Here is a 25,151-nt window from a genome sequence, read left to right as displayed (position 1 = left end):
GTTATAAAACTTTAACCTGATAGCGATGGATGACCCCTAAAAGATGAATTATTGAAATTACATAGTATGATCTATGATAAATTTTGAGAATAAAAACCCTTTACTATTTTTCAGTTTTACTTATTGTCTAACGGTGCAGGTTAATTGAACAAATACAGGAGTTTTGCTTACAGTAAAGAAAGAATAAATAAAGAAAAATGTAAGGGGATGAATAAAATTTCAGAACGTAGCAATCATGTTATTCAAATTAAACCTTGGGAAGATAAGGACCTTGATTTACTTTTTCGTATTAACACCCCAGTGATGATGCAGCATCTTGGAGGTCCAGAAAATGAAGAGCAGATTTTGAAGCGACACAAACGGTACCTTGAACTAGTTAGTAGAGGATGTATGTTTAGCATTTTATTGTTACCAGAGCAAGAATCAGTGGGTGCTGTTGGCTATTGGCAAACTACTTGGAATAATGAAAGTGTGTACGAAACTGGCTGGAGCGTCCTTCCCGCATTTCAGGGGAAAGGAATAGCGACAACTGCAGTAAAGTTGGCAATAGATGAAGCATCCGCTGAGAATAAGTATAGGTACATTCATGCTTTTCCTTCAGTTGACAATCCAGCTTCAAATGCAATTTGTCGGAAGCTTGGATTCAAATTAATATCCGAATCCGAATTCGAATACCCTCCTGGTAGCTTTATGCGATGTAATAATTGGCGTTTAAACTTAATTGCCAGTAAATAGCCTTTTTAAACTAACGGAGGCGTTAATTTAATAGGTGTCACCACATATGCCCATCAAGTCAAGATAAATCTGTATGTGACTTTACCCATAAAGTTGCCGCTAAAGAAAGCATAACCTTGCCGTGAATGCTGTTGGTTTGTAATAATTTTTGATCAAAAGCATGCTATAAAAATTGATTTTTCAACAGAAGAAACCCAAACATTTTGAAAAAAGTTTGATCAAAATGCTTGGGTTATTTGTTGCTAGTGAATAATTCTTTATAAAAAAGCTCAATCATTTTTCTACCTGTGTTTGCTCAACAATCGCGCCCTATTCTTGAATAATGAAAAAATGACTTAGTACTCGATCTTTTCGTACATCGTACGGTGTCCCCATGAACGTAATTATTCTACTTTGCGGGTAATAGGTTCTCTGGTCCCCTCATATAGAATAAATATTTTTATAATTGATTTAACACTCACCTTTATGTAAGTACCTGTACTAAAAGTGCATACTTACATATTTACAGTGTTCACTTTATTATCAAGATATAAATAATACTTAAGGAGGACAAATCTTTGAAAACTCTTGTCATTGTAACACATCCCAGCATAGAAACTTCCGTCATTAATAAGCGATGGGTAGAAGAACTGAAAAAATATCCGGAAAAGTATACTGTTCACGAATTGTCTAAGGTTTACCCTGATGGAAACATAGATGTGCAAAAAGAACAAAAAATGGTTGAATCACATGGTAATCTGATTTTGCAGTTCCCTATACATTGGTTTAATTGTCCGCCTCTCCTTAAAAAATGGCTTGACGATGTTTTAGCTTATGGATGGGCTTATGGTTCAAATGGAGGGGATAAATTAAAGAATCGTAAAGTTGCTTTAGGTGTAACTGCAGGAATCAAAAAAGAAGATTATAGTGAAAATGGAAGATATCAGTATACACTTGAACAAATATTAGTTCCATTTAAAACGACATTCCTGTATTGCAATGCAGATTATCGTTCGTACTTTGCGTTTTATGGTAAAGAAAATAAGCCGGGTGGAAACGAAGAAGAAGAAAATGAGCCTGGTACAAGCGAATTGGAAAAAAGCGCTCACGATTATTTGAATTTTGTTGAAAATCTGTAATAGGTAGCTTTATAAAAGCTATAAAAAAGAAGTATCTCCTTCTTGAGGAGATACTTCTTTTGATTTAAACAAAATAGCTAGCTACCACTGTACATCCTCCATAGCTGGAAAACGATTGTTCTCTCCCCACTCACACATCATATTCAATAATGGAACGAGGGAAAGACCACGGTCAGATAATGAATATTCAACTTTTGGAGGTATCTGGGGGAATTCCTTGCGTATGATAATACCTTCTGCCTCTAGCTCTTTTAACATGATGCTTAGCGTTTTAAAGGAAATGGCACCGATACTTCGCTTTAGCTCATTGTATCGCATAACCTTATTTTCAGACAGCCAATATATAATGATCATTTTATATTTACCGGCTATTAAGGACAACGTATATCCAAATCCGGTGTCTTTTAGTTCAACGCCAGTCGGAACACAGGTTTTATACACAATATCATTTTCTAATTCACTCATGATATTTCTCCCTTCACACCCCGATTCGTCTCTGTTTATATTACCATTTGAAAATATCCCTTGTTCAACAATTTGACCCTTTAGTGGAGTAACTTTATTGCTACTCAACAGTTCTTTACTCCGTCTTTCAGTTCAGATTTTCTTTTCACTATAAGAGGTAGCACCACACATCCATCAACTTAAAAATCTTCACTACCCCCACGTTATTCTTTCTAAAAAAGCTAGACTAGAAAGCATATCAAAGTTGCGGAACGGAAATAAGATGATTGTACGATGTGCGTACTTCCTCTGCCAATGCTTTGATTTTCATCATGATTTGGAGTATTTCTTCTGTTGTTGTCCTTGGGTTGATGGAACAAAGTCGAATCACCACTTTTCCTTTCAATTCGGTCGTACTTAACATGGCAAATCCTCTTTGATTAATTTCTTCCACCAGTTTTTTGTTTATTTCATTGATTGTGTCTGTTGTTGTTACTTCACAAGGGGTATAACGAAACGTAACAATTCCTAATTGAGCAGGTGTTACTACCTCCCACTCTTTCGTTTCCCCTAAGAACGCTTCAACTTGTTCAGCCAACATGATGCCATGTTCAATGGCCTGGCGAAAAGCTGCGACGCCAAATACTTTAAAAGATAGCCATACCTTTAACGCTCTAAATCTGCGTGAAAGTTCAATTCCCCGTTCCCCAAAATTGATTTCTTCTATAGTAGTTTGTGTATCCTTGATATACTCCGGGATCATACGAAACGTTTTGCTTAAGTATTGGCTGTTTTTAATGAGTACACAGCCCACATCATAAGGCTGAAAAAGCCATTTATGAGGATCCAATGTCAAGGAGTCGACACGATGAATCCCTTGAAGCAAGGCACTTCCTTTTTCACTAAGAATTGCCGAGGCACCATAAGCTCCATCCGCATGTAGCCATACATTTTCGTCATTACAAAGATCAGCCAATTCATTGAGAGGATCAACGGCTCCGCAATTCGTTGTTCCAGCATTAGCAATGACACAGAATGGTATTTTCCCTTTTGTTCGATCTTCTTTTATTTGCTTTCTCAAAGCATTGATCGAAATTCGCAAATGTTCATCCGTTTCAATTCGGCAAATTTGATGGTGTTTGAAACCTAATACTTTTAGTGCCCGGTCCACAGAAAAATGAGTCTGGTCGGAATAATACACAACCGCATTTTCTATGTCATTATTAAGCTTGACCTGTCTAGCTACAGTAAGCGCGGTTAAATTAGCCATGGAACCTCCACTTACAAATAGCCCTTCAGCCGAATCAGGGAATCCTAACATCGATTTTAACCAATTGATTGTCGTTAATTCGATTTGTTCAGCACCTGCGCCTACTATCCAAGCCGTTGGAAATATATTAAATCCACTTGCTAGAAAATCTGCTAGTACTCCAACATAATTATTGGGACCTGGCACAAAAGCCATAAAATGAGGATGGTCCACATGAGTAATCTGATTAAACACATTCCTATTCAGAAAATGAAGGAGCTCTTTCGGATCAGATCCATTTTCTGGGATTGATTCAGTCAACTTGTTTCTAAGAATATTACTATCAATCGTTTCAGATACTGGTTTGCTTTTTAAATCATTCATATGATCAATAACCATATCAATTGCTTGGTACCCTAATTGACGCATCTCTTCGGTTGATAACTGCAGGTTTTCCTTCACTTATTTCACTCCTACTCTATTTGAAAAGGCGAGTTACTTCTCGCCTTTTCATTTTTTATAATTGGTAATCGCCGATTGTCTGCGCTGGATTATGAACAATCGTTTTGATTAACGTATGGATGTGATGCAATATTTCCTGTACTTGCTCCGCTTCATAGATATCTTGATCATATCCAAACTTTATTGTCAGTTTCTCTTCAGGGAAGCACATAATTCCGTACTTCACATGCGGCTCATCAACAACTTGGTAATCTGTGATGGCAAAATTTCTGTTCTCATTTGAAGAGAAAATGGATGGATTGGTCGGATAGTTTTCAAACACCCAAAGATGGTCAGTCAACTGATTGTTCAACTCACTTTGTTTTTGAATCTCAACATATGAATGGTAAGCATACTCATTACACTTCAATGTTTCTTGTTGAACTTTTTGCAGGAGATCCACAAAAGATTGCGTTTCTGCCCAAGCTACTCGGATAGGCAAAACATTTGTGAATAGACCAAACATATTGTCAATCCCTTCCACTTCAGGCGGTCTGACTGATACCAGATTAGGTAATACTACTTCTTTCGTCCCATTGTATTTGCCAAGCAATATGCCCCATACAGCTAGTAAAGCCGAATTCATGGTTACATGGTGTTCGTTTACAAACGTCCGTAACTGATTGGTCAAATCCTCATCTAACGTTAAATCCATAAATGTAAAGCTTATCCCTTTACTTTGAGTTGGTACTTTCTTTTTCGGAATGCTGACTTTCCGCTTATATCCCGCTAAATAATCGCGCCAAAAATGGCGTGCTTTCTCATGGTCTTGCGCTAAAGTCCAATCAATGAATGTTTGAAAAGGTTTTGCTTGAGATAACTCCAATGTAGTTCCAGCATTTTTTGCTTCATAGAGTTGGCATAATTCGTCTAACAAAATACTAACGCTCCAACCATCACACAATAGATGATGTGAACTCCAAATTACCTTATACTCGTCATTCCCTAGTTGAAATATACAGAGACGGGTCATGAGTTCATCATTATGAAATCCCCGATCTACGTTTTCACCCATCCACTTGTCCAAGTATTCCTGTTGCTCTTGTCTCGTCATCTCAATCAAGCTTTGCACCTCTGAAATCATTTGAGCATCATGTAACACAGCTTGCCAAAGTTGTTCTTGTTCATCTTGTACAATAATCGTTCTTAGAGCATCATAACGATCAACTAATTGTTGAAAACACTGCATAAAGAGATCTACATCTAGTTTCCCCTCAAGTGTCCAAATCGTTTGTTCGAAATACGCCTTAGTATCTGGTTCAGCTACAGCATGTTCATAAATAACTTGCTGGAAAGGTGCCAATGGATAGATTCGTTCTATTTTTATATGTGGCATTTTTTCTTGTATTCTAGTAAGCTCTTTATCTCTAGCATTCAGTAATGTAACTTTATTTTCGTTTCTATCATCTGTTTGTACGTGTAAAGGATCGTCTAGCCTCTTAACAAAATGAACCATGTCACCTAATAGAGGGAAGCTAAATAGATTTTTCGGCTCTAACTGAAATCCTTGTCTATACAGTCTTACAGAAACTTGGATGGCCTTAATCGAGTCGCCACCTAAGGCAAAGAAATGATCATTTACTCCAATTTGGTCTACTTTGAGTACTTCTTGCCATACACTGGTCAATATTTTTTCCATTTCAGTTTTGGGAGCAATGAATACATCATTTTTTTGTTTCTCCGGAGCAGGAAGTGCCTTTCGATCTAACTTCCCATTAGGCGTCAAGGGTAGTCGTTCCAAATACACAAAATAAGAAGGGATCATATACTCTGGCAAGTGTTCGCGCAAATATTTTCGTAGTTCTGTTGTACTCATATCTTGCTCAGTTACCACATATGCGACTAGAAACTTTATTCCATTCTCATCTGTTTGGTCAATCACTACGGCTTGTTCTACTTGTTTGTAAGTGAGAAGGCAATGGGCGATTTCTTCTAACTCCACTCGATACCCTTGAATTTTGACTTGGTAATCTTGGCGTCCTAAAAATTCAATATACCCCTCAGGATGCATCCTGCCACAATCTCCTGTCTTGTAAATAAGACCAAATTCTGGATGTGACATAAACACTTCGTTCGTTTTCTGCTCATCATTCAAATATCCTTTTGCAAGACCCACTCCTCCAATATATAAATCACCAATCACGCCAACAGGGCACATTTTCTTGTCGTAGTTCAACACATAATATGTTTGATTTGCCAAGGGCATCCCATATGGAATACTGTTCCAATGTGCTTCCACCTGTTTGACCGGATAATAAATCGACCAAATTGATGCTTCTGTTGCCCCTCCCAGTGAAATTACTTCCGCAATTGGGAAATGTCGTTTTATTTTTTCTGGTAAAGAGAGCGGAATCCAATCCCCGCTGTGTAAGACTAAACGCAAAGAAGAATTTTCAAAATGAGAACCTACTTGATCCAATGTCAAATCCATGATTGCAGGTACTGTATTCCAGATCGTAATTCCTCTGCGTTCGACCGTTCGAATTAGTTCTTGCATGTCTCTCGGGTCACGAATCATTACAAGCATTGCACCTGTACTTAACGTTCCAAAAATATCGTACACAGACAGATCAAAACACATGGAAGAGATACCAATAATGCGATCGTCTTCATTCACCTCATATTTTTGATTGATATCTTGAATGGTATTTGCAACTGCTTGGTGAGTAATGATTACTCCTTTTGGTTTTCCGGTACTTCCTGAAGTATAGATAATATAAGCAAGATCTTCCGGACCAGCAATGGTAGGCAAATCTTCGGTTGCATATGATGACAAATGTTTCTCTCCATATAGACCAGGCTCCAACAAAAGTTTGCATGAACTATTTTCTAAAATATATGTTTGTCGATCCAGCGGATGATCAGGATCGATCGGTACATAAGCAGCACCCGCTTTTAATATCCCTATCATATTAACAATCGTCTCAACTCGTCTCTGTGCCAAAAGACCAACCTTGTCACCTCGACCAATCCCTTGTTCTTGTAAATAATGAGCAACTTGATTGGATTGTTGATGAAGATCCAAGTAAGTTAACCATTCTTGTTCAAAGACCACTGCGACTTGATCTGGTGTACGTTGTACTTGGTCTGCAAACAATTGGTACAGAGTAGTTGAAGGTATCTTTTCTGTTGTCTGATTGTAGTGCTCAATTACAATTTGATCCGATTTTTTCACTTGCAAAGAAGTTACGTCTCTTTGTTTCACCAATTGTTCTAACAGATCGACAAATTGAGAAAACATCGCTTCCATCACATCAACATCAAACAGTTCTTCTACATAGTTCCAACTAATCAATAACTCTCCATTTTTTTCAATTACTACATTATCCAAATACACTTGTGGAGTCCGAGCATGAATATGGCGGAGAGAGCCAAGCTGCTCCCAAGCAAAAGCACCCGCACCTGCTAACATCGAGGTGAAAACAATTGGCATAACTGCTTTTGGCGTCATTTGGTGATATCGAGTGAAATCTCGAATAAAGCTAACGCCATCATAATGACGATGTTCCAGTCCATCTAACAAAGTCGATTGAACTTGCTTCACTCTAGTAAAGAAAGATTCCTCTGGATTCACATCCACATCCAACAAGATGAGTGACGTGAAATCTCCTACAATCTGCTCTACTTCTTCATGAACAGGATAACGGTTAAATACAGTCAGATTAATTGCCAACCGACGTTGATTACTCCAATATGACAACACTTCTCCATATATCGAACAAAGAAGGGCGGAAGGAGTAACTTCTTTCTCTTGTGCTAACTTCCGTAACTTCGTCCATTTTTCTTTGTCCAAAATCTTAGTAAGTGATTGAAATTTAGGGATAGCAATCTCTGCTGGATCCTTTTTTAATAACAAAGAAGGAGCAAATGGAAAGTCAGGTAGTTTGCTTGTCCAATAATCTTTTGCTTTTTTATATTCTTTGCTTTGTTCCATTTCATCATAGATAAACATGTAATCTTGAAAATCAAAAGAAAGCGATTTCAATCTTTGATCTGATTTGTGATAATAGTGCATCAAATCATGGCCAACGATGTTCATGCTTGCCCCGTCCATCAATAAAGCATCATATCGAAAGCATAGTAAATACGTGTCTTCTTTTAAAAGAAACGCTTTCAATTCAAACAAAGGCCATTGCCCCAAAGGAAATACATGGTTAGTCATTCGTGAACGCTCCTCTTGCAAGCGAACATTTTGTTTTCCATCATCTAAACCAATGAGACTTTCTATTTGAATCTGATATTCAGGAACGTCTTGTAAGATTTGCTGTTTTCCTTCTGGCAAAATTACAGCTCGTAACATAGGATGGCGCTGAATTACCTGTTGGAAACTTTGCGAAAGCCGATTGATATCCAATTTTGTTTCATATTCAAAATACGTTTGGGGTGAAATACCGCTTAATTCAAACTGCGGATTACGCCCTAACATGTAAGCTGTCTGAACTTCTGTTAAGGGAAATGGCTTGGACAGATCTTTAACACGAGTTGGTATATGATTTAGGATTTCTTCTTTCTGTTCCACTTCTACACAAGAACTAAGTTGAGCGATCGTCGGATGTTTAAAAATATCCCTTGTCCTTATTTTCAGATGATCTTTTCTTAATAGATTGATAATCTGCAGTGTCTTAATCGATTCTCCTCCTAAGGCAAAAAAGTTATCATGAATACCGACCCGCTCAATCTCCATCACTTCTTCCCACGCTTGCACCAATTTCTCTTCAATTTGGTTTCGCGGGGCGACATATGGGATAGATACTTGCTCTGTTTGAGTGAATTCCAACAACCTTTTTCGATCTACTTTCCCATTTGGATTCAGTGGAATCTCTTTTACCTGAATCATTTTTTCGGGAATCATAAACTCAGGCAATGTATCGCTTAAATATTTTCTGAGCTCTTCAAAAGAGATCTTCTTATCCGCGATATAGTAAGCGGCTAATATTTTTCTGTTTCCATATACTTGATCAACAACAATAACTCGGCTTATCTTTGAATGTTTCCTTAGCTGCGCCTCTATTTCCCTTAATTCAATCCGATATCCCCGTATTTTCACTTGGTGATCCATTCGACCAAGATATTCAAGTTCTCCATTAGATAACCATCGGACGAGGTCACCGGTATGATACATCATTTCTCCTGTTACAAAAGGATTCGGGACAAATTTTTCATCTGTCAATGTAGGTTTCCCAAGATACCCCCGAGCCACCGCCACTCCAGCAATACAGAGCTCACCCGGCATCCCAAAAGGTTTCAATTGACCATACTTATTCAATATATAAGAACGATAATTGGGATTAGGTTTTCCAATCGTAACTTCTTTGGCACTACTCAAATCTTTTACCGCTGCACAAATGGTTGTTTCTGTGGGACCATAGATATTTAAAATTTGCGCTTCGCTGATGCTTCGAATTTTTTCAATCAAATCAATGGAAAAGGCTTCTCCTGCTAACAAAATGGTCTTTAAATCTTTTAGAAACCCTGCCCCTTCTGGATCACTCAAAATCAATTCCATTCGTGATGGGGTAGATTCCCATAAATCCACCTTATGTTCTTTGATCAAATGAGCCAATTCTTTTGTTGCAAACTGCTCCTCTGTAGCAATGACTACTTTCGAACCTTGCGTTAAAGGAATACATATTTCTAACAGAGAAATATCAAAAGAAACACTAGCAAGAAACAAGAACGACTGATTTTCTCTTACTTTTTCTCTCATAACACTTAAAAAATGGACAAGAGATCTCTGTTCTACCATTACGCCTTTTGGATTTCCTGTTGACCCTGATGTGTAAATCACATAAGCCAAATCATTCAGTCCACTTTCTCGAACTACATTGCTTTCTTCGCCTTGGAAGAGATGTTCGTCATCAAGATACAACACTTCACCGACAAATTGCGGCAATTCTTTCTCTACTCGCTTACTCAGTAAACATTTTGCTTGACTATCTTGTAACATATATTCAATTCGTTCACTTGGATAGTGAGGATCGATTGGTAGATACGCTCCTCCTGCTTTTAAAATCCCCATCATACCAATGATCATCTCCAATGATCGATCTACCATAACCCCAATAATACTTTCTTTAGATACGCCCTTACTTTGAAGAATAGAAGCCAATTGATTTGCTTTCTGATTCAATTCTCTATATGTCAAAGATTGATCATTACAAATAACAGCAATTTGATCTGGGGTTTTCAACACTTGCTCCTCAAACAAATCCTGAAATGTTGGAGACAAGTCTATCCCCATCTGAACTTGATTCAATCCTTCTAGCAACTCTTTTTCCTCTTCCGAAACGATACAGATATCTTTCACAGCCAGATTAGGATTTCTCAACACTTGCTTTAAAACAAAAAGATAAGATTTAGCAAACTGTTGCAAAGGAAAAAGAGACTGAGACTTGCAGGAAATTTGAAATTCAAATTCATTATGTTTTTCATTCCATTCTCTTTGTATCCAGATAGCTAATTCATTCTCTGAGCATTCTTCTATTAAACTCTTATTATGTAATCCTTCCATCCCACAAACAATTTGAAATGGAGTTGAATAGAGTTTCGCTAATAATTCAGAGAGTGGATAATGTTGATTTTCATAGCCAAGTAAAGTCGTTTGTTGGACCTGCTCCACTACTTGCTTAAAGGATTGATGCGGATGAATTTCACTTCCTATAGGAAGCAAATCATTCAGATTCTCCCTTTGTTCGTGATTTTTTTCAATTACAGGAACCCCGATTGTGATTCTTTCTTGATCTGTATAATGTACCAAGCAAACCCTTAAAGCAGACTGTAACCAGCTAAATAAAAATAAATCCTGTGAATGACTTACTTTTTGTAAACTTTGACTAAGCTCTACATCCATTATGACTTGAATATGATCGCGTGGATTGTCTTTATTTATTTGATAACCACTATTAAATAACGCAGAATCGGGTACAGCGGAAGATAATTGCTCCTTCCAAAACGATTCTGCCACTTTATCCTCATGAATTGAACTCAAATATTTAGTTTTCATGTTTATCACTAGCCCCCTCATATTCATTTCATCTATTCGCTAATTTTCAAGCCAACTTCAAGCCCATGGAGAAATACTTGATGGTTATCCAAACTTAAAAAACGATGAATATCATCAAACTTCATATATCCAACGGAACAACATCCCAAATTTAATGTCTCAGCCACCATATTTAGCGTAGCAGTGATAATGCCTGACTCAATACAAGCAAATAAATAGCCATCTGAACCATACTTAGGAATGGAAGCGTTCGCATTATAGACTAGATAAATCGAAAAGGCAGACTGGGTAAATAGCTCCTGGTTCATCACTTCATGATCACTCTTGATTACTTGGTCAATGTTGTTTACAATCAAGAGTCTATTCTCTGATGGACTATAATAATAAAAACCAGCCTTCATACCTTCTACACGTTTCGGTTTTATATAGACAAAAATATCAATTGGATAAACGCCACCTGCGCTAGCGTAATTGTAGTATATTTTTTCTTCTTTACTCTGTTTAAGAGTGGAAAACAATTGTGAAAATTCCGAAAAATTAACAGGATTTTTCATATCAAATTGACGGCAAGATCTACGCTGACTAATCATAGTGGGAAGCTCATTGTTTGTTTCAAGTTGAATTCCGGTTGGCCGCGCAGCAGCATGCGTTCGATTTAATTGTTCATTGATATACTTATCTAGATCATCTTTAGAGAAGCGAATCTGATCACTATATGGATTCGGAAAAATTTTTTCTTGTGTGGAGAATACTTCTCTTGGATGTAATATGTTACTTACTAACACCCGATTCTTTATCATACGTTCTACTATTTCTTTTGCCTCTTCTTCATTCCCTAACGAAAAGCGCTCTAATAGCTGACTGATCGTCACCCCTTTTTGGGCAAGAAAATAAAAATCAGGAAACCACTCAATCATAACTCCTCTATATCTCGTTTCCCCAATCAAAACTTCATTATGCAACTTTTCCCAATGCTTAATAGGAGACCAATAATAAATTTTCTCGCTCATATTCCCCTCCATGAAAGGTTAATTTATTTTAAAATACAATCTTTTATTTTCCGCAACTATTCTTACTTGTATAGGATTTTGTACCCCAATAATGAATTTGAGAACCATTAAATGAAATTTTTTTACCTTGCCCCTGATAACGTTGTTCCAAATGAAGGTGAGCACCTGTTGATCCCCCTGTATTTCCCACACTTCCAATTTTCTGTCCTATCTTAACTTTTTGTCCTTTTTTCACGTTTTGTGTGCTTAAGTGTGCATAGCGAGTCGTCCAACCGTTTCCATGGTTGATCTCAATCCATTTTCCATAACTTCTATTCCCCTCATTTTCTACTCTTGATACTGTGCCAGCAGCAGATGCTACAACAGTATCCCCTTCATCGTTTGCTCGGTTAAAATCAACAGAATTTGCTGGGCTATGATTAGAACGCGTTTGTCCTTCCCACTTCTGTCCACAAGGAAAAGGCATTTGAAACTTTGGTGTTTCCGCTGCCTCGGTAGTATTAACCTCCCCTATACAAAGGGTAAGCAGTAAAGTTGATGCAGTGATCGATAACAAATTCCTTTTCTTCATAAGAGCTCCTCCAAATATACTAAAAATGTTTAGGGAGTATGTATTCTTTTTACTTTCACGAGTTCCCTTTTTACTCTTTTTTTCTCAACAATAGACAGAATATTGTAGAAAAAAACATTTTTCTACAACACGGCATGATACTTGTCACCAAATAAAATTTTTTCATCATTGTTACTGAGCATGATCTATTTTAGTATCTAAAGGTTTTTGAGAGTCGTTTCATTTAATAGATCTTAGTATCAAATGAACAAAAGAAAAGAACGTGTTTTGAAAAAAGATTGCTCAAAACACGTTCTTAATATATCCCGGTAAATCACTCTTTTATAAAAAAGATTGATCATTTCTGTTATCCTTATTCAATTAAAGCGCCCTTTTGTAGAATAACGAATATAGCTAGCTTAATAGTATCTTTTTAGGTTTTCTCCCAATCGTTCAGCTATATACTCTCTGAGGAAGGAAGTAAGTAAGACGAGAGTTCTTAATACGACATGAAATCACTTTGGTCCTAAATCACCTGCTTGTATCATTAGTTGCATGAATCTTCCTCCTAAAAGAAGAGTTGTTTCCTGAATATTCTGTTGACTATTATAACATATCCACTTTACAATTTAATGGTGATGATTTTATCACAATTAAACTACTTAGAATACACTTCATATTTGAAAACGATTATAAATAGGGGTGTTAAAATGAAGAACCGAGTAAATCCAGAATTATTACCAGGATTAGAAATGTTTCAAGACCTCGATCTACGCCCAGAGAACTTGCAAGCAACCAGAGAAGGAATATCGCAAATGAGACCACCTACCGTTGTTGATGAATCCCTTTCATTAACAGATGAAGTCATTGTAGGACCTGATGGCAATCCATTACCATTAAGAATGTATCGTCCAAAATCAAATAATGAATCCTTACCTGTCCTGTTATGGATACATGGTGGCGGTTATGTCTTAGGGTCTATAGATGATAATGATGATACTTGTATGAGAATTACAAAAGAAGCTGGCTGTGTGGTCATTTCTGTAGACTACCGCTTAGCTCCTGAACATCCTTATCCAGCACCAATTGAGGATTGTTATGCAGCATTAAAATGGATTGCCGATCATGCAGAGTCATTAAATATTGATTCGAATCGAATTGGTGTTGCAGGAGCGAGCGCTGGTGGTGGACTAACAGCAGCATTGACATTATTAGCCCGTGATCGACAATACCCTTCTATTTGTTTCCAAATGCCACTCTATCCAATGATTGATGACCGAAATAATACACCTTCTACGAATGAAATTAAAGAAGGATTTGTTTGGAATCAAAAAACAAATGAAGCTGGCTGGAAAATGTATTTAGGAGAACTATATGGAACAGATAATATTCCTGCCTATGCAGCCCCTGCTCGAGCAGAGGATTATAGTAATTTGCCATACACCTACACATTTGTTGGTCAATTAGATCCATTCCGCAGTGAAACATTAACCTATGTAAGCAAACTTGCGCAAGCTGGTGTTGATGTCGAATTTCATTTATATCCTGAAGCCTATCACTGGTTCGAAGGATTAAATCCAGATGCCGACATATCTATTTACGCTGTGAATGAAATGATACAAGCAGTAAAGACTGCTTTCAAAAGAGTCGCTAAGGTAGAGGCTTAATCTCTTTACAAAAGAAACACTTACAAATCGTACACATTTGTAAGTGTTTTTCTCTTTCAAACATGTATCAATTTGTTTTTAAGATACTTCTAGAATTACTGATGCTATCATTTTCACCTCCTACCTACTATAATAATTCTCATCTATATAATTAAATTTTGCTTTACCACTCAAAAGGATATTTCTTCACAATCTTATTTATTAAAATAAATATCCAATTCAATTAAACGGCCCGATTACGGAACAACTCTATTGTTACTCAAAATTCCCCTAGTCCACTTTTAAATTCAGACGTAACTTTTCCTCAATACAATCAAAATGAATTGTTGCCTCAATCGCGGGAAGAAAATAACCTTGAGGAACTAACTCTTCAACAGAAACCGATACGCACTCATCATAATAAAATCTCTCCTTTTCCTCTTAGATTAGAAGAGGAAAAGACAAAAAAAAGACCGTGGAGAAGACTTTCTCCACAACCTGAGAAAGAGCCTATAAACATTTGTTTATAGGCTCTTTCTGGAGAGACACATTTAATATACGACTAGAAAATATTTAATACTGTAAATTTCATTCTGTTTTTTTATTCATTTAAGAAATATCTCTATTTTATTAGGTTAGATTGGTATTATATTTATTTTTTACTAACGCGTGTTTATAAAGCTAACGTATATTCTCCGGACACACTTCCCTCCCTCTTATGAATTCTATTCCGTCTCTATCTATTGTTCTGTATCACTTTCGTTCATATAAGGGTTAATGATAAATGAGAGGAACTAGAATACGATATGAATCGTATTCTAGAGCCCAACAATTCCTAACTTTCTACACTCACAACAACTTACTATTATATACTCCTTAGCTTCGATGGTTAGCGCTAGACTCACGTCGTCATCCAGTATGTGCAGCGTTCCGGTCTCTCCATCAGAACTCTTCTCTAAACGACTTCCTACCATCATCGAATCTAATCCATATCGATTTAATCGATTGAAAGCATCTAATAGTGCAAGCTTTGCTTGCTTCGAAAGATTCGCGTTTGACAATGCGCTCATAACGCTCTCATCAAACATTAAATTAGGATATTGTGTAACAGCAACATAATTCATTACAGATTCCCCCTATATGTACTTTTCAAAGATCAACAGAAACAATTCATTTTGTCTTACGTTTTAATATTGCTAGAAATTCATGTACATTACTTACTTTTTGCTTTAATCTCAATTTCTAACTCTAATGCATGTAATACTTTCAGCAATGTATCAATATTATAGTTTTCTCCCGAAGTAATACGAGCAATTTGCGGAAAACTCATTCCCTCAATCTTATCTGCGGTTTTTCGCAGCGATAGACGTTTACTATACATCCCTTCTCGTACTGCTTCTGAAATCACTTGCTTCGGCACTGTTATATAATGATACTCATCTGGAATATCGATTATTTCTGATACGTCACGTTTCTTATCAGTCAATGGTTTATTCACCTCCAAGAGCAGTTATCATATAAATTAACATTTTATGATAGTTTTAGTCAATAACCTGCTTTACTTCCATTCAGCTTTTGTGTACTCACTAGCATTTGATTCGTTATTATTAAAATATAAGACACTTTCCTATAGTTAATGAATTTCAATCATTTAACCAACCTTTCTTTTCACAAAACCGACATAGGAAAAAGAATATACAAGGTAGGAATATGATATATTACAAAAGAACAAGTGACTGAATAGTATTACTTTTTAAACCTCAATTAATAAAATGATTCACAAATCAACTATTCTACTTTAAGGAGAGATGATCGTGGAAATCGTTATCATGCTTTACGATGGAGTCACAGCGTTAGATGCAATTGGTCCATATGAAGTATTTGCTGCGGAAAGAAGTAGCAAAGTGAAGTTTGTTGCTAAGAATAAAGGTTTAATCAAACTAGATTCAGCAATGGGCTATTTACATGCTGATTACAGTTTCTCCGAAGTTACTTCAGCTGATATTCTTGTTATCCCTGGGTGTCGGCCGCCTAACTATAAAACTCCTATGACTGACAAAGAAACTTTGAATTGGATTCAGCAAATACATAAAACCACTAAATGGACCACGACGGTATGTAATGGTTCTCTCATATTGAGTGCCACAAGCTTGCTTAATGGAGTCGAAGCAACTAGCCACTGGGGATCTTTTAACTTACTCCGTTCACTCGGAGCTATCCCAACTGAAGAAAGAGTCGTTCGCCACGAAAAAATCATAACCGCAGCTGGTGTCTCAGCCGGTATTGATATGGCCCTCAAGTTAGTTGCATGGGAATTTGGAGAGGATGCCAGCAAAGCAATTCAGCTGGTTTTGGAGTATGATCCACAGCCTCCTTTTGATACGGGTTCACCCAAGAAAGCGCCAGCTCCATTGGTAGAGAAATTAAGCGGGATGCTTGAAGAGCTTGCAAGGCAGGATATAAATCATTAGGAGTAGTACTACATGCCCGCCCAGCTAAGAACAGATGTGACCTTGAAATAGAGTCACGATGTTTATAAAAAAAGGCGATACTTTATCTCTTCAATTAAAGACTTCTAAGCTACCTTTTAAATATTGATTAGTTTCCCGATTATATCCTTCTCTGCTAGTTGGATTTTCATGAAGATAATTTTTTATATTCACTTCGAATACAATAATATTCTTTTCGGCAGCAAACTTATATATACGCCCCTTTTTTATAGTGCCATTACGGTAAGGAATATCATTATTTTCTACTTCCTAATCGAGCCATTATACAATTAGAATGCTCTGTTAATTTCATAGTGCTATCATGTAGTTAGAGAGGGTTTGATGCTTACAGTAGAGAAAATGTTAGAAAATTATGGCTTATATTTATCTAAAAATACAAACAAAACCAGAAAAACACCTTTTCTGGTTTTGTTGAAGTCCATCTTGAATTGTAGCTAGTTCAACGTGATTGCAAATTCCGAGTTCGGCGCACCAGCAAATACAACCGTTCCGTTCTTCGGCAATTTCACTTTGTTATTGCCGCTCACAACGGTAAAATTGACACATACTCCCTTCTCATCATACACCGCGAACGAACTCTTCGATGGCAACGCCACGGTCATCGTTTTCCCTGCTCCCGCTTGCGGGATCGTAAACCATTTCGCATGCCCATTTGCTGGCAGCGTAACTTTGGATGATTGGCCTGCATCAAGCGGTTTTACGTTGGATCCACTTACGTATAACAATCCGGTCATCTCCATATATTCATTGCCGCCTTCTGTATAGAAATGAGTTTCCGTCGTATCACGGCCTTTCATCACGGGGATCTGGAGCTGATGCGCCGCCGTGTTCGGGCCTGTAATTTTTCTGCCGTCCCAATAGCCCGCTAGACCTTCCTTGCGAGTAATTTGTGTGGTAAGAAGTTTCGGTTGTACGAGATATTCAACAGAATTAAATTTCTCATTCACGAGATAGAACTTGACGCCTTCCCGCTTCGCCCATGCAGCAGCGGTTTTCTTCGATAGCACGTTATCTTCTAGTTTCTCGGCTAAATAATGAGTCATCGTATCTTGCCCTAAGCCTGGCGTCGATTTATATGTGCTCTCCCTCAAATAAGTTCTTCCATTCTTCTCAGTGACGAAATTAAGCTTGGAAGTACCCTTCTCATTAATAAAGCTTCCATTCGCAGTATATACATATTTTTCTTCTCGATTAGATTGTAAGAACAGTTCTCCATTCTTCGTAATTTCTATTTTGAAATGACTGTCACTATTGCCGTAAAAGCCCGCTTTCTTCGCCACGTCTTGAGGCATCTTGGCCTTGACCGGCTTTCCAAAGGATTTGTTCGGCTTGATGTCCTTAATTGTGCCCTTCTCTTTAAGCGCGGCGAGCAACAATTCAGTTGCCATCAGTTGATTTGTAGAGCTTTGGCCGCCAGATGACAACACAGCCGCTGCCATCTTCTGTTCCGGAAGCACGACCAGTATAGCATGTTGCAGTGCCGTGTCGCCGCCCTTAGCCAAGCCTTTTATTCCATATTCACTGAATGGATATAGTTTCACACTATCCCAGCCAAGACCATAGTTGAAACTATTATCTCCATCCCCCGGCCACATTCCTTTTTTATATTCCTCTTGCTCCATCGCCTTGACTGCCTTATCAGAGAGGACCCCTTTTCCCTGTCCCATAAATAATTGTGAGAATCGTACCATATCTTCTGCCGTGGAAGAGATCCCTCCCGAACCAATCACATTCACCGATTCAACGGGAAGCTGCCCTTGGTACGCCGGAAAATAAAGTCCAGCCCGCTTTTCGTCTTCCCATTTGTCCTGTGGCGTTTTCGTATGATTCATCTTTAAGGGTTCTGTAAACCGTTGATGTAGAAATTCGGTAAAGCTCATACCACTGACTCTTTCCACCAAAATCTCGGCCAGCGTAAAGCCGTCATTGCAGTATACCGAGAACGCGCCAGGGTCCGCCTTCAAGCTCTGGTTGGATAATTGCCGCAACAAGACATCATGGGCATAGGTATCATTATCGTTAAATAAAAATGCACTACTTAACGTGGAACCTTGCAAGCCGGAGGAGTGGTTCAACAGCATACGCGGCGTAATGCGTTTGTACCGCTCATCTTTCATCTTGAAATCAGGAACATAGTGGACGACAGGAGCATCCAAATCGACTTTTCCTTCGTCGACCAATTTCATTACAGCCGTTGCTGCATACATTTTACTAACTGAACCAACCCCGTATATAGTATCTTTGGTCAGCCGCTGTTTCCCTTCCATATCGTTCTTTCCTGTCTGACCCGACAAAATAAGTTTGCCATTATCAATTAGCGCATACTGCACGCTAGTCGTCCCATGGGACTTTGTGAGTAGTGCAGCCTTCTCTGCCGCAATCTTCTCCAGTTCTTGGCTAGCAACTTCTTGGTTAGCTACAACCGGAGTCTTACTGCTAGAAGACGCTATCGCTCCTGTTGGTAGGGTCATCGTTAGTGCCAATGTAGCGGCTAATACCCCAGATAGTTTATTTTTCATGAGAGAATTGCCTCCTTAGATAAGTAATCGATTTCATCACTTATTTGTTTAGCTATAAAAATATGACAAAATTTATCCGGTTTTCCTCTTTGCCTACTTGCTAAATTCAGCAAGTAAAATATTTTTATAAGGATCCGGACCGTCCGCTTTACCCAAGCTGTTCAAATTGACAGCCAACGTATGCTTGCCTCCAAGTGTACCTCCAGCAAAAGTAGAAAACCCTGGAATGCTACCTCCGTGTCCCCATATCGAGACACCGTTTGGAAGCTTAGTTTCAAAGATTCCAAGACCATATCCGCCGAATTCAGCTATTCCTGTAGGAACTGTAGTAAGCATTTGTTTTAGTTGCTGTTCCTTCAATAATTTACCACTGAGTAAGTAAGAGAAGAATTTGTTTAAGTCGTCAGCAGTAGAAATCATTTCTCCAGCCGATTTCCCCATACTTGGGTTATAATAAGTAACATCTTTTAGCTCACTTGCTCCGTTTGGGTAGAAATATCCACGGGCATGGTTGGTGCCTGGAATAACGCTTGAATTGCCAGGTAGGAATGTATTCGACAATTCAAGTGGTTCAACAATCCGATTTTCAATCTCTTCCGCATAACTGTTTCCAGTTACTTTTTCAATAAGGATACCCAGTAAGACGTATCCTGTGTTTGAATAAGACCAGCCCTTTCCTGGGACAAAATCTGGGGGCAGAGAAATCCCCATCTTTACTAATTCTTCATCCGTATACGATTTTTTTGTATTCGTAACATCAAAATCTTTTGAAATTGAGTATTCAGCGATACCACTTGTATGGTTCAATATCTGCCGGATCGTAATCTGGTTACCATCATATCCGTTTCCTTGAATGATACCAGGCAACCATTTTTCGATGGAGTCGTCTAGATTCAAGCGGTTCTCTCCAGCTAATTGAAGTACAACCGTTGCGGTGAACGTCTTCGTCACGCTGCCAACGCGAAAACGAAAATCTGTTTTCATTGGTTTCTTAGTTCTCAGATCCGCTATCCCAGCAGCATAACTCCACGTTTTTCCACCCTCAGAAGCTTTAGCAAGTATCCCTGGGTATCCAAGATGTAATGTATCCCGCATTGCTTGCTTAACGGAATCGCGATCGCGTTGAGTGCTTGTGTGTGACGAGCTAGATACATTTTGAGTGGACTCTGCTTTTACAATTGAAGTTGGCGTTGTGTACAGGGAACTTCCAGCTATTAAAAGGGCCAAACTTACAAATGTAATTTGACTACGTGTTTTCATAAGGCATTCCTCTCCTTTATCCATATTGCATAGGTGGCTGCATGTTGTTTCATACTAACCTCATAGCTTTTATCTTCACCAATGACAAACGAACAACATTGAATTTGTAATCATCTTTATACGTATTATTTTTACAAACAGCATTCTGTCCTAATAAATGATAATCCCCTCGTTTTTCAGACGTATGTTAACCCTAGAAATTTCTTCTCTTCCTTGAAACACTCTTATTAACTGGTTTATTTTTCATATATAAGTCATATCTGTTCCGCCTTTCATTCCTCTTTATATTTTGATCATACACAATGAAAATTTCTTTTTTCTTACCCATTCCTTACAAATCCCTTACGTTCAAAATAGCTTCTATAATAGGGGGGAGAAGGAGCATCTGTACCCGAAAGTTCAAAGTATTTTCCAATAAATATATTTATCAAAAAGTAACACAGAGGTTTTTCACTTCTATGTTTCTTTTTTCGTCCTTTAAATAGTAAAGAGTCATTTTACTCTTAACAGGGCGAATCCTAGTTCTTTCCAAATACGCTTATCGGAGCACTCACGTTGGGGAGTTTCACAGTTGTAGACATGATTATGCCAAATAAACAAGTTGCAGCAGCTTATTCAGATTCATTTCATGATGATTGGGGATTTAAAACTATTATGGATTTAGAAGGTTCAAAGGATAGTACATATCAACCTGATTGGAAGATTGGGAATTTAGTAACTGGTGATGTTTTTTACTTAACACAGCATTTTGGTAGAGAACATTTCGGTGCACAGATGAAAATTTTTAAAATCCACACAGACGGTTCCCTACAACGATTTAAAACAATAGAACCAGAATTTATTCCTGGGACAGAAATTTGGCAAACACCTATCACAGATGCATACACAAGTGGTACTTATGTAGCTGCGATTAAATATCGTGGCGAATTTACATATTCAAACCTATTTAAAATCAATTAAATCTACAATAAAAACCACCCGCGATAACGGGTGGTTTTCCTCCTACTTCTTGCAAGTAAATTATTTAAATTCCTTTCTATATAATCTAAAGGAATAAACAGCTCCAACGAAGAATACAACGGCTTCAAATAATATAAAGAATTGACGGAAATGCTCAATATCTTTATCCACTAAAGAAATAAATATGCCATTCATTATAAGTTGAGTAGTAAACATAACAGAAGTAATTTTAAAATAAATACCATTTGTTCTTTCATCTGGTTGACCAAATTTTTTTCCGATAATAAAAAGTACAATTACTGAACCCAAAAATAGAATTGTTGTAAGTCCTACAACGATATTGAAATTATCTGTGCTCTCTAACATCCAGTTGTTTAATAGATCAATCATTATTATCTTCCTTTCCTACATAAGAGAATATTTCGTTTATATCAACCTCAAAATAATTTGCTATTCGATATGCTAACACCAGTGAAGGAGAATAATTATTCTTTTCCATAACAAATATCGTTTGCTTAGAAACTCCAACAGCATCAGCTAAATCTTTTTGCGACATTCTTTTTAACACTCTATATTCATACACTTTATTCATTATAGAATCTCCATGTTTTTCCTTCATAGTTAACACCTTCCTTTCTTAACACTTATATTAAACCTATTTTATATAAAAGTAAAGTTTAATTATACAAAAGATAATATTTTTTATATAAAATACAAGTATATTGAGTAATTTTGATGAAATAAAAATAAGGAGATTGAATGTTTTTTGTTTGAACAGGCTTCACAGCTTAATATGTGCCCTATAGAATGGACACTTTTAAAATAAAAATAGAGTCTCAAGATTCTTTTCTTGAGACTCTCAAAGTGTTGGGGAGCATACTAATCTTAGTATGCTCCCCTTTATTTTCACATTAAATCCAAAAAGTATAACAACCGAGAACAAACCTAATACTCAGATTTATTCGTGTAGATTTTTAAACCTACGAACGATATTCATGAATAATCGTATATTTTTCTTCACTCAATATTCATTTCCTTCAAAATAAACAACGATAAAGTCATTTAAAAATAATAATCTTCCACAATTATGATTAGTTGTGGAAGATTATTATTTTTATTAACTGGTTAGCCTAGAATAATACTTACTTTACTCTGCACCTACAGGGGATCCTCTACTTCAACGTGCTTAACTTTTCAATCGCTTGTTGCTCGGTTGGTAAGAAAAAGAAACTAGTTCCAATGTTACATTCATAGATGAAATCTTTTAAGCTTTGACTTGAATACGCAGAAAAATCTCCAATAATTGCAACCTTCACTCGATAATTGATGAACTTCTGAAGGATTTCGCCCGCAAGACGTGTTTTCAAATCGAAAAAGCTTTCGCATAGTAGAGATTTGTTTATAATGATGCGATTGCAGCCTACTTCATATTGTACGGTTGCCATAAAATCCAATGCTGACTGAACATCGCATATTAATACCTTACTGCTTCTCACTACGGCAATACTTCCACTATCTACTTCTACCTTCTCTATATTCATAATCACCCTCCTAGTTTGCTTATACGTATTCATCGATAAACCTTCTCATGTAATTTTCACAAATGTATCTTCTATATAATTATTATGGATACTATAAAAAAACAATAGTACATCTTTTGGTATCGATTTTACTTTGAAATAACTTGATTATCACTTAACATTAGTGATTTTTTGTTCTTGTTAATGTGCCTTAAAAACGAAAAAATAAGCTGAATTCTCATAAATAACTGTAGAGATACAAAGTTTTCATTTTGGGAGTACTTCAAAATATTAACTTGTTGGATATGCGGTAGCCACTCTCATTAGCCTAACTGATCAATCAACTCTTTCGCTGTTAACACATTACCGAAATAAGGCATGATTGTCTTTTCTACATATGTTTGATCTTCATTACTATGAGCGGCCGTACAATTAGAGAATAAAGTGCAATGATACCCTCGATCATAGGCATCGCGGATGGTTAACTCTACACATACTTCAGTTACAAAACCGGCTACAGCAACATGTCGTATTCCTCTGGCACGAAGCAAATGATCCAGATTGCTTCCCGCAAAACCGCTGATCTCTTTTCGTCCTTCCGCGACTAAATCCGATGATGTAGGAGCAAACACAGGATAGATTTCAGCTCCATAAGTATTTTGCTGGAATCTTTTATTTTCCTTAATGATCGAAGCAAGTGCTGTAGCATCTTCTGAAATTTCTCGGTAATCCGGAGTGAAGGAAAGCGGTATATGTACAACCGTAACTCCCTTTCTTCTAGCTTCTTGAAGTAAATATTCTGTATTTGCTACCCCCCTTTCTTCTCTAATTACTCTTGAATAATGAAATGTAAAGAACCTTTTGGAGAAAGCCATTCATTTTGGAATTCAATCAGTAAGATCGCTGTTTCCTTTGCATTCATGGGTCAACACTCCTTTGAGATAGTTAAACCACCTACATATTTTTGTAATCTAATATAATGTTAAGAAACGGTCGAATCATTCTCTTTTGTATGATGTAGTACTGGCCTTGTAAACAAGTTGCTATTTAACATGAAGCATTATAAAAATTGTAAATTTATCTATAACAAAAATCTGTCCAAATATCGGTACTCCGCTCTTTAAAAATACAGTGATTTGCTCTTTTAATAATTTATATGTTTCTACTTGTAAATCCTTCATGAGAGCGTAATTGGTGATTCAGAAGGAAATCAAATGGAGATAACTATCTAGTATAACTTTTTAATATATAAGTTAAAAAATAAAATACCCATCAAAAACCGTTCAATAATTTCGAACGGTTTTACTATCTAATTTCTGCCGCTTTAAAGAATTTGATTATTACAGAAATATTGGTTCTATCTTGTTCCTTCATGACAATACTGGTCTACTAATGTCTTTAATTGTTCTATGTTTATGGAAGACTTGATCTCAAGATGAATTTTCTGGACTTATCGTTCCGAAAACTTTATACTAAATTATATAATTGGGAGGTGTTGTAAATTGGGTAGAAGTATTAGTTTTAACAAAGAACATGCTTTGAATAAAGCTATGTATTTATTCTGGGAGAAAGGTTATGACGCTACATATATCTCAGATCTTATTGAAACGATGGGAATAAGTCGCTCTACTCTCTACGATAGTTTTGGAGATAAGGATGAACTATTTAAACTGGTTTTAGAACATTATAAACACTATGGCTGTCGAAAGAGGAATTTACTTTTTGATGGTATAAACACGAAAGCATCACTTACATCTTTTTTTTATCAACATATTGAAAAATGCTATTCAGATGACATTCCTAAAAGTTGTATTATAACTAATTCTTCACTGCTTATTGGACATATTGATCCTTCCATAGAAGAAATACTTATAAATGATTTTAATGAACTTGAAAAAGTATTTAAGCAAGTCATTGAAGAAGGAAAAAAGAAAGGCGAAATTTCACAAGAGGCTAACTCTGAATTAGTTGCATATTCTTTATTAAGTTTAAATCACGGCATTAATTTAATGTCCAAATATAAAAAAGAGAAAAATCTAGCCTATAATCTAGTGGATAAGACTATTGCAGACCTATAGTCTTCCTTTTTTAAGAATTCTGGAACGAACGTACCAAAAAAATAAAAA

General features: G+C 36.9%; 19 protein-coding genes. 6 read left to right on the top strand and 13 right to left on the bottom strand.

Annotated elements, in window-relative coordinates; translation table 11 throughout:
- Positions 1-207 precede the first annotated feature (207 nt).
- Complete coding sequence (locus ACX5JI_RS07520; protein ID WP_459501051.1) at positions 208-735, top strand: GNAT family N-acetyltransferase; 528 nt, start codon at positions 208-210, stop codon at positions 733-735.
- Positions 736-1,292: 557 nt separating this feature from the next.
- Entirely contained in the window at positions 1,293-1,853 is a 561-nt protein-coding gene (locus tag ACX5JI_RS07515) for an NAD(P)H-dependent oxidoreductase (RefSeq protein ID WP_459500485.1), read from the top strand.
- Positions 1,854-1,934: 81 nt separating this feature from the next.
- Here the strand turns inward: ACX5JI_RS07515 and ACX5JI_RS07510 are convergent, their stop codons facing one another.
- From ACX5JI_RS07510 to ACX5JI_RS07490, 5 genes are all read right to left on the bottom strand, one after another.
- Positions 1,935-2,318, bottom strand: a complete 384-nt coding sequence (locus ACX5JI_RS07510; RefSeq protein ID WP_459500484.1) for a winged helix-turn-helix transcriptional regulator — start codon at positions 2,316-2,318, stop codon at positions 1,935-1,937.
- 238 nt (positions 2,319-2,556) lie between these two features.
- Complete coding sequence (locus tag ACX5JI_RS07505) at positions 2,557-4,008, bottom strand: aromatic-L-amino-acid decarboxylase (RefSeq protein ID WP_459500483.1); 1,452 nt, start codon at positions 4,006-4,008, stop codon at positions 2,557-2,559.
- Positions 4,009-4,063: 55 nt separating this feature from the next.
- Positions 4,064-11,050: a non-ribosomal peptide synthetase gene (locus ACX5JI_RS07500; RefSeq protein WP_459500482.1), complete on the bottom strand. Its 6,987-nt coding sequence runs from the start codon at positions 11,048-11,050 to the stop codon at positions 4,064-4,066.
- Positions 11,051-11,082: 32 nt separating this feature from the next.
- Positions 11,083-12,060 (bottom strand): SagB/ThcOx family dehydrogenase, encoded by a 978-nt coding sequence (locus ACX5JI_RS07495; RefSeq protein ID WP_459500481.1) that lies wholly within the window; start codon positions 12,058-12,060, stop codon positions 11,083-11,085.
- A 43-nt stretch (positions 12,061-12,103) separates the two neighbouring features.
- Complete coding sequence (locus tag ACX5JI_RS07490; RefSeq protein ID WP_459500480.1) at positions 12,104-12,631, bottom strand: M23 family metallopeptidase; 528 nt, start codon at positions 12,629-12,631, stop codon at positions 12,104-12,106.
- A gap of 689 nt (positions 12,632-13,320) precedes the next feature.
- Between ACX5JI_RS07490 and ACX5JI_RS07485 the strand changes: the two genes are divergently transcribed.
- On the top strand, positions 13,321-14,277 hold the full coding sequence (locus ACX5JI_RS07485) for an alpha/beta hydrolase (protein ID WP_459500479.1): 957 nt from the start codon (positions 13,321-13,323) through the stop codon (positions 14,275-14,277).
- Positions 14,278-15,074: 797 nt separating this feature from the next.
- On the opposite strand, the gene ACX5JI_RS07480 is transcribed toward ACX5JI_RS07485, so the two are convergent.
- Positions 15,075-15,380, bottom strand: a complete 306-nt coding sequence (locus ACX5JI_RS07480) for a hypothetical protein (RefSeq protein WP_459500478.1) — start codon at positions 15,378-15,380, stop codon at positions 15,075-15,077.
- 89 nt (positions 15,381-15,469) lie between these two features.
- Positions 15,470-15,742: a hypothetical protein gene (locus ACX5JI_RS07475; RefSeq protein WP_459500477.1), complete on the bottom strand. Its 273-nt coding sequence runs from the start codon at positions 15,740-15,742 to the stop codon at positions 15,470-15,472.
- 328 nt (positions 15,743-16,070) lie between these two features.
- On the opposite strand from ACX5JI_RS07475, the gene ACX5JI_RS07470 reads away from it, so the two are divergent.
- The gene (locus ACX5JI_RS07470; RefSeq protein WP_459500476.1) at positions 16,071-16,727 is read left to right on the top strand and encodes a DJ-1/PfpI family protein; all 657 of its coding nucleotides are present in this window, start codon (positions 16,071-16,073) and stop codon (positions 16,725-16,727) included.
- 473 nt (positions 16,728-17,200) lie between these two features.
- On the opposite strand, the gene ACX5JI_RS07465 is transcribed toward ACX5JI_RS07470, so the two are convergent.
- Positions 17,201-19,285 (bottom strand): serine hydrolase domain-containing protein, encoded by a 2,085-nt coding sequence (locus ACX5JI_RS07465; protein ID WP_459500475.1) that lies wholly within the window; start codon positions 19,283-19,285, stop codon positions 17,201-17,203.
- Positions 19,286-19,378: 93 nt separating this feature from the next.
- Complete coding sequence (locus ACX5JI_RS07460) at positions 19,379-20,545, bottom strand: serine hydrolase domain-containing protein (protein ID WP_459500474.1); 1,167 nt, start codon at positions 20,543-20,545, stop codon at positions 19,379-19,381.
- A 540-nt stretch (positions 20,546-21,085) separates the two neighbouring features.
- Here ACX5JI_RS07460 and ACX5JI_RS07455 point away from each other — a divergent pair.
- Positions 21,086-21,505: a DUF5065 family protein gene (locus ACX5JI_RS07455; RefSeq protein WP_459501050.1), complete on the top strand. Its 420-nt coding sequence runs from the start codon at positions 21,086-21,088 to the stop codon at positions 21,503-21,505.
- A 60-nt stretch (positions 21,506-21,565) separates the two neighbouring features.
- Here ACX5JI_RS07455 and ACX5JI_RS07450 read toward each other — a convergent pair whose 3' ends face one another.
- The 4 genes from ACX5JI_RS07450 to ACX5JI_RS07435 form a co-directional block, all read right to left on the bottom strand.
- On the bottom strand, positions 21,566-21,895 hold the full coding sequence (locus tag ACX5JI_RS07450; RefSeq protein ID WP_459500473.1) for a 6-aminohexanoate hydrolase: 330 nt from the start codon (positions 21,893-21,895) through the stop codon (positions 21,566-21,568).
- On the bottom strand, positions 21,888-22,124 hold the full coding sequence (locus tag ACX5JI_RS07445) for a helix-turn-helix transcriptional regulator (protein ID WP_459500472.1): 237 nt from the start codon (positions 22,122-22,124) through the stop codon (positions 21,888-21,890). Before ACX5JI_RS07445 ends, ACX5JI_RS07450 begins: the two co-directional genes overlap by 8 nt.
- Positions 22,125-22,677: 553 nt before the next feature.
- The gene (locus tag ACX5JI_RS07440) at positions 22,678-23,046 is read right to left on the bottom strand and encodes a DUF4180 domain-containing protein (RefSeq protein WP_459500471.1); all 369 of its coding nucleotides are present in this window, start codon (positions 23,044-23,046) and stop codon (positions 22,678-22,680) included.
- 302 nt (positions 23,047-23,348) lie between these two features.
- Positions 23,349-23,900 carry a cysteine hydrolase family protein gene (locus ACX5JI_RS07435; protein WP_459500470.1) on the bottom strand — a complete coding sequence of 184 codons (552 nt, stop codon included), beginning with the start codon at positions 23,898-23,900 and terminating at the stop codon, positions 23,349-23,351.
- A gap of 627 nt (positions 23,901-24,527) precedes the next feature.
- On the opposite strand from ACX5JI_RS07435, the gene ACX5JI_RS07430 reads away from it, so the two are divergent.
- Positions 24,528-25,103: a TetR/AcrR family transcriptional regulator gene (locus ACX5JI_RS07430; protein ID WP_459500469.1), complete on the top strand. Its 576-nt coding sequence runs from the start codon at positions 24,528-24,530 to the stop codon at positions 25,101-25,103.
- The last annotated feature ends 48 nt before the right edge of the window (positions 25,104-25,151 follow it).

The sequence above is a fragment of the Bacillus sp. C1 genome (assembly GCF_054570475.1).
The sequence above is the reverse complement of the archived record's forward strand: the minus strand, read 5'-3'. Positions and strand labels throughout refer to the sequence as shown.